This window comes from Ruminococcus sp. AM31-15AC (genome assembly GCF_003462045.1).
In the GTDB taxonomy this organism is placed as follows: Bacteria; Bacillota; Clostridia; order Oscillospirales; family Ruminococcaceae; genus Hominimerdicola; species Hominimerdicola aceti.
On record NZ_QTYG01000003.1, the window covers coordinates 74143 to 87370 of the forward strand.

At 42.7% G+C, this 13228-nt stretch carries 9 protein-coding genes and 2 pseudogenes; 1 reads left to right on the top strand and 10 read right to left on the bottom strand.

The genetic code is table 11. From position 1 onward, the window contains the following. Nucleotides 1-71 precede the first annotated feature (71 nt). The 8 genes and pseudogenes from DW793_RS01660 to DW793_RS01695 form a co-directional block, all read right to left on the bottom strand. Nucleotides 72-2201 carry an RNA polymerase sigma factor gene (locus tag DW793_RS01660; RefSeq protein ID WP_181988262.1) on the bottom strand — a complete coding sequence of 710 codons (2130 nt, stop codon included), beginning with the start codon at nt 2199-2201 and terminating at the stop codon, nt 72-74. Between the two features lie 237 nt (nt 2202-2438). Further along, nucleotides 2439-4202 carry an RNA polymerase sigma factor gene (locus DW793_RS01665; protein WP_118156886.1) on the bottom strand — a complete coding sequence of 588 codons (1764 nt, stop codon included), beginning with the start codon at nt 4200-4202 and terminating at the stop codon, nt 2439-2441. A gap of 140 nt (nt 4203-4342) precedes the next feature. Further along, a complete protein-coding gene (locus DW793_RS01670; RefSeq protein ID WP_242989158.1) occupies nt 4343-4957 on the bottom strand; it encodes a TIGR04100 family radical SAM protein in 615 nt (204 codons plus the stop codon). A gap of 134 nt (nt 4958-5091) precedes the next feature. Next, the gene (locus DW793_RS01675) at nt 5092-6345 is read right to left on the bottom strand and encodes a glutamate-5-semialdehyde dehydrogenase (protein WP_022287219.1); all 1254 of its coding nucleotides are present in this window, start codon (nt 6343-6345) and stop codon (nt 5092-5094) included. A 5-nt stretch (nt 6346-6350) separates the two neighbouring features. Then, complete coding sequence (gene proB, locus DW793_RS01680; RefSeq protein ID WP_390624594.1) at nt 6351-7058, bottom strand: glutamate 5-kinase; 708 nt, start codon at nt 7056-7058, stop codon at nt 6351-6353. Between the two features lie 108 nt (nt 7059-7166). Then, a pseudogene (locus DW793_RS01685) lies at nt 7167-8122 on the bottom strand (D-2-hydroxyacid dehydrogenase). Beyond that, nucleotides 8119-8460 (bottom strand): hypothetical protein, encoded by a 342-nt coding sequence (locus DW793_RS01690; RefSeq protein WP_117877510.1) that lies wholly within the window; start codon nt 8458-8460, stop codon nt 8119-8121. The pseudogene DW793_RS01685 and the gene DW793_RS01690 overlap by 4 nt, the downstream one beginning before the upstream one ends. A gap of 188 nt (nt 8461-8648) precedes the next feature. Further along, nucleotides 8649-9200 carry an NADH peroxidase gene (locus DW793_RS01695; RefSeq protein ID WP_118156887.1) on the bottom strand — a complete coding sequence of 184 codons (552 nt, stop codon included), beginning with the start codon at nt 9198-9200 and terminating at the stop codon, nt 8649-8651. Between the two features lie 293 nt (nt 9201-9493). On the opposite strand from DW793_RS01695, the gene DW793_RS01700 reads away from it, so the two are divergent. Continuing rightward, nucleotides 9494-9943: a C-GCAxxG-C-C family protein gene (locus DW793_RS01700; protein ID WP_118156888.1), complete on the top strand. Its 450-nt coding sequence runs from the start codon at nt 9494-9496 to the stop codon at nt 9941-9943. 113 nt (nt 9944-10056) lie between these two features. Here the strand turns inward: DW793_RS01700 and guaB are convergent. Next, nucleotides 10057-11534, bottom strand: a pseudogene (guaB, locus tag DW793_RS01705) (IMP dehydrogenase). A 252-nt stretch (nt 11535-11786) separates the two neighbouring features. Further along, nucleotides 11787-13121, bottom strand: coding sequence for an MATE family efflux transporter (locus DW793_RS01710; protein WP_118156889.1), 1335 nt, complete (start codon nt 13119-13121; stop codon nt 11787-11789). Nucleotides 13122-13228: the final 107 nt, after the last annotated feature.

The window sequence follows — 13228 nt, forward strand, 5'->3', positions numbered from 1 at the left end:
ATTTTATCATAGTAAAGCATTAATATAAAATATTATAGCACATACCGCTTATGTTGTCAAATATGAGCCGCCTAGCTTTCAAAGTAAGCCTGTATAGACTGCAAAACGCCGTCATAGTAATATGCGTTCACGCTCATGGAATCGCTCTTCCAATCAAGAAACTGATCTTTGCCGTTTCTGTCGCTGACCTCAGGTGTGCCTAGGATCGCAGCCATTTCCTCAGGAGTTGAATTTTTTGTTATACCGAATATTGAGCAGTCGCTTTCGGTGGTGAAACTCATTCTTATCTTATGGAGGGTATGATCGCTGTTGAGCCAGAAGTCGAAGATGATGATATTATCCACAGTCGAGCTTGTTTTTCCGTAGCAAAGAGCAGAATCGTATTCATCGTCAGGGGTATCCACCATTTCTGCTCTTACATCATCAATAAGCTCATTGCCTGTGAAAACGTGGTCTATGCCCTTATAGCTTACGCTTATATCCTTTGGCAGAACAGCGTCTGAAGTAAGGTCAAGTGCCTTGAGGTCATCATATACCTTTACTCTGTTCTCATCAGTGTTTACAGTGCTCTCGCCCGGTGTTGTTATGCCTGTATACTCAGATGTGAAAACAGCCTCTCCGTCTTTTTCGTGTATTTCTTCCTGCGGATAGTTTTTGCTGTAGTATGTGAAATCGGAAACCGAGAAGTCATCAAGCACTACGTCATACTCTTCATAATTACTATATGTTTCCACCACGGTAAGTGAAATTGTATAGTCAACATTCTCCCAATACATTGTATAGCATTTGTAATCGTCCATGCCGTCATATTCGCTGTTCATATAAATGCTTGTAGGACAGCCCATTTTGTCGATTATTTTATCAAGATCTTCTTTATTGCTGTAGCTGCCGTAGCTTTCATACTCCCAGTCGGAGGTATCAACAGCCTCTTCCAAAGGTATTGTAACGCTCCAGCTGTTTTCCTTTAAAATGTCAGCCACGCTTGCGTCACGGTCAAATGGGTTTCCACTGATAAGGTCGTATTTTGTTTGGCTCTCATCTGATGAAACGAAGGTTATCTCAACGTTAGTGTTTTCACCTACCATTTTATCGATGCTCATAATATCACCGGATTTGCCAATATCGTCGCCGTACAATTCCATAGCAGCATTGCCGCCGTCTATGGCACTAAGGTCAACAGGCACTGATATTTTGCTTCCGAAAATATCCTGAGGCAAAGTATCTGACGGATCAGACCCTTTAAAGCCTGTTATCCAGAACTTATCACTGTTATTGCCTGCCGTATCAGCTTTATTATCGGCAGCCGAACTGCTTTCACTGCTTTTTTGTGACTCAGTCACAACGACCACGCCGTCATCATTATCATTATCCTTACTGCCGTTTGAGCTGAGCACGACCGCCGCTGTGATACCTCCGCCCACAACTGCTGCGGCACAAACGCCTGCTATTACCTTTGCTTTTACTGTTGAAAACATTACTTTTCCTCCCGATATAGTTTTTGTTGATGTTACGCTATCGGGAACTGCATTAGCGGCTGAGGCAGAGCCTGTGAAAACGGTAAGTTTCGGAAGAACGGTGTTTGAAGCCTCTTTATTAAGAAGCTTTGAAAGAATAAATACAGGCACGGCAGCATGAAGTCTGTCGTTGTTGTTTTCCTCGTATATAAGCACCGCCTCCTTTATCTTTTTTCTTGCGGCACTAAGGCGGGAAGTTACTGTACCTGTGGTGCAGTTCATTACCTCTGCTATATCAGGCACTGTGAGCATATCGAAATAATACAGTATCACCGAACGCCTTTGCTCTTCTGTGAGAACAGTGTCGATAATATCCATTATTATCTTTCTTTTAGCGTCATTGCTCACATATTCCTCAGGGATAAGCCCCTCGTCAGGGATTTCCTCTATTATCTCCTCTGAGTTGTCCTCAGGGGCGGCATTGTTTCTAAAGTGCATTTTGCAGAGATTTATCCCTATCCTATTTACCCATGCTGGAAAATTCTCAGGCTGTGCAAGAGTGCCAAGCTTTTGAAGGGCTGTAAGATAAGTTTCCTGAGTGATATCCTCTGCTAGCTGTGGGTCGCCAAGAAGCTTCAGGCAGCTAAAATACACTGTTCTGCCCGTTTCTTCATAAAGCGCACCGAACGCCGCCTTGTTTCCCTGTGCCGCCTGCAATACAAGCTTTTTGATATCATCTTTTTCCATGTTTTTGACCTGCTCTTTCTTTCCGAATTGCCGTTTTCTCGTCCGCTGTTTTATCAGTCCCGACATTAGTTAGATGCAAAACGCAGACGATTTGTTGAGCAAATTCAAAATCTTCATACATAGTTTACATATAATTAATATTTATTATTATAATATTGCCGAAATAATTATATCACATAGCAAAATGCCTGTCAACGAGCAAAAAAATATCCCCCACAAATGTGAGGGATAGTTTTTTCAGAACATACCTGCAAGATACATTCTGCTTTCATAAAGCTTTTTTGAATTTGTATCGAAGGCAAAATGATATCTGTAGAGAGGTGTAAGCCCTGCGGCATTTTTCTCTCCTGCAACATATGCAACGAAAACATCAGGGTCAGTGTCGCTGTTCACACAGTATGTTCCGCTCATTGACATATCGCCCTGTGAGTAAACATAGGAAAGATAGTTTCCTGAAATGCTGTTCTCGCCCTTTGAGATGCCCTGAGAAGCAAGCATATCCTGCACTGATTGTGCTGAGTAATCGTCTATGTTGTCATATATCTCATCGAGCTTTTTGGTGCTCAACACATCACTGCTCAATCTTGCAGGCATACCGGTCGGTATCCACGCAGGGGTGTAGATATCCTTTGACATAGGTTTTTCCTCAGCCCATACCACATAGCTGTCTGCCAGAGATACCTGACCGTCTGGGGCTGTTAGATTTGTCACATAGACAGTTATCTGGTCGCCCTTCGGCTCATTTTTTGGGATAAGAGTAAGGGAATATATATCCCACCATTCGCCAGTTAAAAGACCGTCTTTGCCCACAAAATAATTAAGCATCTCGTCCTTTTTCTCTTCGTATGTGCCGTCGCTGTACATAATGTCATATTCATCGGCATATTTTGCACAGAAGTCAGAGGTCTTTTCATATCCGCCAACCTGCATGATATCACCGTTGAGCTGAACAAGACCTGACGAAAGGCCGGCGTTTTTTATCTCGTCAGAAACAGTGTAAACAGCCATTTCAGGCTCTCCGTCAGAATCTACACCGCTTGCAGCATCGCCAGTAACATCATCTTCATTATCAGTATTTTCATCAAGTTCGTTTAGCTTATTCTCTATCTCCTGCTCATTCACGTCACCTTGTGCGTCTGTCTGAACGGCTGTGTTTGGCTTATCAGTATCTGCCGTCCTATCTCTGTTTGCAAGCACTGCCGCTGTGATACCTCCGCCAACTACTGCCAATACAACTACTCCTGCTATCACTTTTGCTTTTACTGTTGAAAACATACCTTTTCCTCCCGATCTTCTCATTGTTGGTTTTTTCTCGGAAACAATATCCTCGGCGGCTGCCGTGTTGCTGAAAACGGATAATTCAGGCAGCTTCAAATGCTGACATTCCTGCATAAATATCTTTGACAGAACAGGTATAGGCATAACAGCATGAAGCCTATCATTGTTTTTCTTTTCGTAAATAAGCACCGCCTCCCTTATCTTCTTTCTTGCAGCGCTAAGACGGGAAGTGACAGTGCCAACAGAACATTCCATTATCTCTGCTATCTCAGCCACGCTCATCATATCAAAATAGAAAAGTATTATTGTCTGACGCTGTTCGTCAGTGAGAGCGGTGTCGATAATGTTCATTATTATCCTGCGTTTTTCTTCTTTGTCGGCATAATCGTCAGGGATAAGCTCGCTGTCGGGCGTATCGTCGATTATCTTTTCCGACTCCTCCTCCGCAATGCGGGGATTTTTCCTGAAATACATTTTGCAGTTGTTTATTGCAATGCGGTTTACCCATGCTGAGAAATTCTCAGGCTCTTTAAGGCTGTCAAGCTTTTCAAGAGCTTTCATGAAAGTGTCCTGAGTTATATCCTCTGCCTGCTGAGCATTTCCAAGAAGTTTAAGACAGTTAAAATATACCGACCTGCCCATTTCTTCGTAAAGCTCGCCGAAAGCTGCTCTGTCACCCTGTCCTGCCTGCAAAACAAGACGTCTTATCTTTTCCTTTTCCATTTTTTCTACCAAGCTTTCTTTTTATTATCGAACAAAAAAATCCGTTTTCAGCACTCGGTTATTGTTCCGACATCACTTAGATGTTTGCTGAAAACGGAATATTGAGCAAATATAAAACTTAATATATTGTTTACAAAATGTTAATCAACATATTCTCTGACTCTGAGATGTATACCCACGCTGTCAGCAACCGCCTGAGATTTTTTTATCTCCTCTTCGCCGATTATATCCACAACAGTGAGCATTACCTCCGGCACGAACTCTTTTACTCTTTTTGCAAAAGAGAGCATTTCTTCAAAGCAGTTCACGCCCTTGAATGACGGTCTTGTTACCTCGTCATAAGCCTTTGCGTCAGAAGCGTTAAGGCTTATTGAGATTATATCAACAAGTCCCTTGAACTCAGCAGGAGTTTCACGCTTGTTGATAAGGTCGCTAAGACCATTTGTGTTGATCCTTACAGGTGTCTTTGTAACAGATTTTATATACTTTGCAGTTTCTTTGAGTATTTCAAGCTCACAGGTAGGCTCACCATAGCCGCAGAAAATAATTTCCTTGTAGCTGTCAAGGTCACGCTTTTTGATGTTGTCTATTACCTCTTCGGCAGTAGGCTGATGTTCCAGCCACAGTGGGTCAGAGCCGTATGCACCGTCGCCGTTGTGACGAATACAGAATGTGCAGTTGCATGGGCACTTGTTTGTGATGTTGAGATAAAGCTTATCGCCTATCTCATAAGAAATATTCATAGCTTTTATCATTATAATTACCTCTTTTTTGTAATATATCAAAGTATCAGAGCAGACAGGCGACCAAAGGTCGCCCATACAGAGAAATCATCGCCGCAGGCGATACCTTCATTCCTCATTCCTCACTCCTAACTCCTCATTAATATCTATTCTCTTATCTGTCCGTTTCCAGAGATAAGATACTTTGTGGTGGTCATTTCTCTAAGACCCATAGGACCTCTTGCATGAAGCTTCTGAGTGGAAATGCCTATCTCAGCACCCAGACCGAACATTCCGCCGTCTGTAAATCTTGTTGAGCAGTTTACATATACTGCCGCTGAGTCAACACGCTTTTGAAATTCCTGTGCGGCAAAAAGGCTTTCCGTAACGATACACTCAGAATGTCCTGTAGAAAATCTGTCGATATGTTCAAGGGCTTCCGCCATGTCGTCAACGACCTTGATAGAGATTATATAGTCAAGAAACTCTGTTGCATAATCGTCATCATCAGCAGGAGTAACGTTCTCAGGACCAAGTATCTGCCTTGTAAGCTCACAGCCTCTTATCTCAACGTGGTGCTTGTCAAGTCTTTCTTTAAGCTTCGGGAGAAAATCCTCCGCAATATCCCTGTGAACAAGACAGCTTTCAACTGCATTGCATACAGACGGACGTGAGGTCTTGCCGTTATCAACAATGTTCACAGCCATTTTTATATCCGCACTTGCGTCAACATAAACGTGACAGTTTCCTGTGCCGGTCTCGATAACAGGCACAGTGGCAGACTGTACAACAGCCTTTATAAGCTGTGCGCCTCCCCTTGGGATAAGGACATCAATATAATCATTGGCTTTCATCATATCAAGAGCGATGCCTCTGTCAGTATCCTCCACAAGCTGAATGATATCAGGGCTGAAGCCTGCCCTTTCGACAGCCTTTCTCATAAGGTCAGCAAGCATTTTGTTTGAGTTTATTGCTTCCTTTCCGCCCCTGAGTATAACAGCGTTTCCGCTTTTAAGGCAAAGTATAGCGCCGTCTACAGTAACGTTAGGTCTGGCTTCAAAAATAATGCCTATAACGCCCATTGGCACTCTTACTTTCTCGATCTTCATGCCGTTAGGTCTTGTTGAGCCTGAAACTACCTCGCCCACAGGGTCGTCAAGCTGTGCAAGCTCCTCGCAAGCCTTTGCCATGCCCTCTATACGGCTGTCATTAAGTGCAAGTCTGTCAAGCATTGCTTCTGACATTTTCCTCATTCTGCCGTTTTCAAGGTCCACCTTGTTTGCTTCGATAATATCGTCCTTGCAAACTCTCAGGATATGTGCGATCTCAAGAAGTGCGTCATTTTTCTGTGTTGTTGAAGCGAAGGCGATATCCTTTTTGCAAGCTTTTGCTTTCTGTCCCAAAATATCGATGTAACTCATTTTTACTATACCTCCCCGTTAGCTGTAAAAAGTGTTCCTATAGGTTTATTTTCAAATACCTTATACAAATGTCTTGGATCTCTGCCGTTCATTATGATAAGATCTATTCCGCCATTTTTGCATATCTCAGCGGCTTTTATCTTTGTCGCCATTCCGCCTGTGCCAAGTGAAGAACCTGCACCCCCTGCAATAGCCTTTATCTCCTCCGTTATCTCTGGCACAACAGGGATAAGCTCAGCGTCATCATACTTATGAGGGTCTTTGTCAAAAAGTCCCTCGATATCAGACATTATTATAAGCAGATCTGCATTAGCAAGCACCGCAACATTTGCCGCAAGAGAATCGTTCTCGCCCATTTCAAGCTCCAGCTCATCTATAGATACTGTATCGTTCTCGTTCACAATAGGGATAGAACCAAGCTCTATGATGCGGTTAAGGGCGTTCTGCACGTTTATCTTTCTGTCTTCCAGAAGAATATACTTTGTAAGCAGAAGCTGAGCCACATTAAGGCTGTATTCAGAGAAAAGATTATCGTAAAGATACATAAGCTCACACTGACCCACCGCCGCACAAGCCTGTCTTGTGGGAGTGTCCTTGGGTCTTTCCTTTATGCCCAGCTTTGCTCTGCCAAGACCCACCGCACCGCTTGATACAAGGATTATCTCATGTCCTGCATTTTGCAGATCGGCAAGAGTTTTAACGAGCTGTTCCACACGGCGTATATTAAGAAGCCCGTGCTGTGAGTAAGAGTAGAAGTTCCTACCTTTACCACAACTCTTTTCTTTTTTGTCATATCTATCATTTTTATCATGTCCTTATTGTTATTTTCCGTTGACAATATTCTGTGGCGTACCCTCTATCCACATTTTCAAGTTCTGCGCAACAGTTTCAAGAAGCCTTTCTCTCGTCTGCTTTGGCGCCCACGCTATATGCGGGGTAACAGTGCAGTTCTTTGCGTTTCTGAGAGGGCAGTCTTCACCCATTGGCTCGTTTGTGAGAACATCAATTCCTGCCCCTGCAATGACTTCATTTTCAAGAGCCTGTGCAAGAGCCTTTTCGTCCACAAGACCGCCCCTTGCAGTGTTGACGAAAAAGGCTGACTTTTTCATCATGCCAAGCTTTCGGCATTTATCATTTTCTCATTATCCTTTGTAAGAGGACAATGGAGAGTTACTATATCAGAGGTCTTTAGAAGTTCTTCAAGGCTTACCGCAGGCGTGCCGTCAATAATTTTCTGGGGTGAGCGTGTAAAGGTGATGACCTTCATGCCGAACGCTCTTGCTATCTCAGCAACTTTCTTTCCTATGTCGCCATAGCCTACTATACCAATGATTTTTCCAGCAAGCTCATAGGTAGGGATACCAAAATATGAAAACAGCTTATAATTCACCCAGCCGCCCTCGTCAACTTTCTCGGCATATTCTCTTATCTTGCTGAAATAGTTGAGGATAAGTGCAAAAGTATGCTGTGCCACCGCATTTGTTGAATAGGAAGGCACATTGCAGACCACCGCACCATGCCTGTCTGCGGCAGAGAGGTCAACATTATTATATCCCGTTGCAAAAAGACCGACGTATTTCAGGTTTTTGCACTTTGAGAATACCTCCTCTGTTATAAGGCACTTGTTACATATAACAGCGTCAGCGTCACCTATCTTTTCTGCGACCTGTTCATTTGGTGTAAAACCATAAACAATGCTTTCACCAAGGACTGTTATTCCCTCCAGCGACACATCGTTTCTTGAAACTGTTTCAGAGTCAAGTATAACTATTTTCATTCTTCATCTTCCTTTTGAGCAGTTTCCGACTTTTCCCCGGCATTCTCCAAAGCTTTCTGCTTTTTAGCAAACCTATGGGAAATAAAAGCTGTTGCCGCAAGAAGCGCTACCTCTGCGCCGAAAAGCATACCGATAACAAAGCTTTTTGTGGTAAACTGAGTAACTATAGTAAGGTCGATAGCTATCATTAATGTAAGATAATGACAAGAGCCTTTCCTTATGAACTGAGTTATATATAAAAGCGTAGCGATAACGCAGAATATCATATGCACCTTGAAAGGCAAGGGGGCATAAACGTTCTGCAAGGTCGCAGTTTCCGCAGCCAGTGTTTCTATCACACTATCATCTCCTAAAGCGTTATTTTATCATACTAAAATATTATACCACAGTTTTACGTCATTTGCAATAGATTTGAGCCTTTATAACGGCTTTATAAAACAAAAAGACAGAAGTATTTTTTCAAATACCTCCGCCTTTTTCGGGAAAAATTCGTCGTAATCTTTAATTTATACTATTTTAAGATAAATTACTTGTTAGCGAAATATCTGTCAAGCAGACCCTTGAAGCCGCATCCATGTCTTGCTTCGTCCTTAGCCATTTCATGAACAGTGTCATGTACAGCGTCATAGCCAAGCTCCTTTGCTCTCTTAGCAAGCTTCATCTTGCCCTCGCAAGCGCCGTTCTCAGCCATATATCTCATCTCGAGATTCTTCTTTGTAGAAGGTGTTACTACCTCGCCCAGAAGCTCTGCGAACTTAGCAGCGTGCTCAGCCTCTTCGTAGGCTGCCTTCTCATAGTACATACCTACCTCTGGATAACCTTCTCTGTAAGCAACTCTTGCCATTGCAAGATACATACCTACCTCAGAGCACTCTCCGTTGAAATTCTCTCTGAGACCTGCAACTACTTCCTCGTCAAGACCCTCTGCAACGCCTACCTTATGCTCGTCAGCCCATGTGATAGCTGTTTCTTCTACTTTATTGAACTTTTCTGCTGGTGCGTGGCAGATTGGACACTCCTTTGGAGCAGCCTCGCCCTCATAAACATAACCGCATACTGAACATACAAACTTTGACATAATTTTTGTCCTCCTTATTTAGATATCATTTTTTTACTTTTCCACAGACCAGCGTTTTCGCTTTATCTGCGTTATTCTTTGCAGCTTTTCCCTTGCTGTGATTAAAGTATACCACATTAGTGTACATTTGTCAATAGGTTAGTTTCGTCTAACAATATAAAAATATTGCAAAATTTTATGGCAAAATTTTATGCAATTTGACGTAGACTATACTAACCAATAATACGTCTTGAAAAAAACTTAAAGCTGTGCTATAATGAAGATCAATATATGACAAAAAAGGAGTTTTTTTAATGAATAAGGAAAAAGCAGCGGCAGCAAAAGCTCTTTTCATGGAGGGCTACAACTGTTCACAGGCGGTGGTAGGCGCATGGGCTGAGGATATCGGACTTGACAGCAAAACTGCATACAAGATAGCTTCGGGCTTTGGCGGCGGAATAGGCAGAATGAGAGAGGTCTGCGGAGCATTTACAGGTGCAGTCATGGTGCTTGGATTGAAATTTGGCAACACCATAGGCAGTGACAGAGCGGCAAAGGGCAAAGATTATGAGCGTGTTCAGCTTTTTGCAAAGCGTTTCAAGGAAGAGCTTGGCTCTGACACTATCATCTGCCGTGAGCTTCTTGGTCTGAGCGGACCTAGTGACCCTGACCCTGCAAAGCGCACAAAAGAATACTATCAGAAGCGTCCATGTCCTGAAACTGTAGCAATTGCAAGTGGTCTTTTAGGAGAATTTATGGAGTAGTTTTTTCAGAAAAAAACTTTGAAACTGTGGGCGAACGCTGTTTTCCCCTACAAAATAAGGCAAAAAAAGAGCAGAGAAACGAGATCTCTGCTCTTTTTGTATATAAAATTCTATTAGATTCCTGCGGAATAGTTTGGAGCTTCCTTTGTGATATAAATATCGTGTGGGTGTGACTCCTTAAGACCTGCGCCTGTTATTCTGATGAACTTAGCCTTTTCGCCAAGCTCTGCAATAGTATGACAACCGCAATAGCCCATACCTGAACGGATACCGCCAACGAGCTGGAAGATAGTATCTGAAACTGGACCCTTATAAGCCACACGACCCTCAACGCCCTCTGGAACGAGCTTCTTTGAGTTTGTCTGGAAATATCTGTCCTTTGAGCCTTTATTCATAGCGGCAAGAGAACCCATGCCTCTGTATACCTTGAACTGTCTGCCTGATAGATCTCAGTTTCGCCCGGAGCTTCGTCACAGCCTGCGAGGAGTGAACCAAGCATTACAACGTTTGCACCGGCGGCAAGAGCCTTAACGATATCGCCTGAATACTTGATACCACCGTCAGCAATAACAGGAATGCCATACTCAGCAGCAGCGCAAGCAGCATCATAAACTGCAGTGACCTGAGGAACACCTATACCAGCGACTACACGGGTAGTACAGATAGAACCAGGGCCGATACCGACCTTTATAGCGTCAGCACCTGCTTCGCAGAGCGCTCTGGCGGCTTCGGCAGTAGCAATATTACCTGCAATAACCGGTGTATCAGGGAAAGCGGCCTTAACTTTTTTAAGACAATTTATAACGTTCATAGAATGACCATGAGCAGAGTCAAGAACGAGAACGTCTACCTGAGCTTCAACGAGAGCGGCAACTCTTTCAAGAATATCGTTAGTCATGCCGATAGTAGCGCCGCAAAGAAGTCTGCCCTTTTTATCTCTTGCGGAATTTGGATACTGAACAGCCTTTTCAATATCCTTGATAGTGATAAGACCCTTAAGAACGCCGTTTGCATCAACAAGAGGAAGCTTCTCGATCTTATGCTTCATAAGTATTTTCTGAGCGCCTTCAAGATCCGTATCAACAGGAGCAGTAACGAGGTTTTCCTTAGTCATAACGTCACCGATCTTGATATTTTCAAAATCAGTGATAAATCTAAGATCTCTGTTAGTGAGGATACCCTCAAGCTTGCCTTCCTTATCGACTATAGGCACGCCGGAGATCTTATACTTGCCCATGAGCTTATCAGCTTCAGCAACAGTTTTATCGGCTGTAAGAGAGAAAGGATTAACGATAACGCCGTTTTCGGAACGCTTTACCTTATCCACCTCTTCTGCCTGCTGAGCGATAGTCATATTCTTATGGATAATACCGATACCGCCCTCTCTTGCGATAGCGATAGCCATTTTTGACTCTGTGACTGTATCCATAGCAGATGTCATTATAGGTGTATTGAGGACTATATCCTTAGTAAGGTGTGTATGGATATCCACCATATCAGGTGTACAATCCGACTCGCCCGGGATAAGGAGAACGTCATCAAAGGTAAGACCCTCTTTACCAAACTTATTGTTTACATTAGTATCCAGCATAAATTAACCTCCCGCAAACATTTTGAATTCTTAATTTATTATTCTTATAATCATACAACATTTAATTAAACTTGTCAACATCATTATTGAGAACTTTTTTTTAATTTAGTCTTTGCTAATCGGAGTTACGTTGTTTTAGCCAAGGTTTACGCCATGGTTTGTTATGCCGCAAAATCACTGCGCTCTTTGCGAATTTTACTTTGTATTGGTGCTTAGCTCAGTTTGGCTTTGCCATTCCTCATTCCTCACTCCTCATTCCTCATTCAATTCGTTTTTCATCACTTTCACTCTCGCAAACACCACTGACAGCACTGTTGACACAAGCCAACCTATCGGCCATGACAGCCATATTCCCGTTGACCCATATGGTCTTGCCAACACGAACGCAAGCACTACTCTGAGTATCAAGTCCGTAAAAGTTGATATCATAAAATACTGCATTGCACCTTTACCACGGAGTGCTCCGTCTGACATTATTTTTATGCCCACAAACACATAGAAAGGCGATATTATTCTCAAAAATGTTGTGCCTATCTCAACGGCTTTTGTTCCGCCGTCGTCAAGAAACAGATTTATCATAGTTTTTGGCATACAGAAAAAGCAGAGTATAAAAGGCACTGCCACGATAGCCGAGATAACAAGTCCTGCTTTATATCCGCTTTTTATCCTATCGTTCCTTCCTGCACCGTAATTCTGTGCAACAAAGCTTGAAAGCCCGTTAGAAAGCGTTGTAAAGCTTGTTATAGCAAAGGTATTTAGCTTTATTGCAGAAGAATATCCTGCGATACAAGACGAGCCGAAGCTGTTTACAAGATACTGCACAAAGATATTTCCCACTGAGATAAAGCTTTGCTGTAAAATACTAGGTATAGAATAGAGCGTTATCTTTTTAAGTATTTTTCCTGAAAACAGCGGTGGTTTATCCTCTGTTTTAATTTCTGCGGTTTTCTTCACCAAAATAAGCAGTGAGAACACGCAAGCCACTCCCTGAGCGATAAAAGTAGCCCATGCAACGCCTGCCACACCCCATTTAAAGAACTTCACGAACACATAGTCGAGGACAACGTTTCCAACTGATGAGCCGATAAGGAGATACAATGGTGTTTTCGAGTCACCCATTGCGTTATAAATACCTGTACCCACGTTATAAAGAAACAGGAAGATAAGACCTGCGATATAGATCTTCAGATAAAGCTCGCCGTCACGGAAGATGTTATCGGGCGTGTTTATCATTCTCATAAGAGGAGTAGAGAACGCAAGTCCGAAGATTGTCAGCACTGTCGCAAGTACCGTACATGAAATTATAGTAGTAGTTGACGCAGTTTTTACCTTTGAGAACTCTTTTCCACCAAAGAATTGAGATATCACCACACAACAGCCAACATTGCTTCCCACTGCAAACGCCATAAATATCATTGTTATAGGATAAGACGCACCAACTGCCGCAAGAGCGTCTTCGCCTGCAAATTTTCCTGCTATGATACTGTCGAAAATGGAATACATCTGTTGAAATATCACGCTCACGAACATAGGCAGGGAAAATTTCCACAGCACGGTCCACGGTTTTCCCACCGTCAGGTCTGTCATAAAAACATCTCCATAATATAATAGTTACCATTTCATTATATCATAAAAAAACAACCTTTTTCAACGTCATTTCGCACAGACACTTTTGATATTTCTGAAGGTTTTTT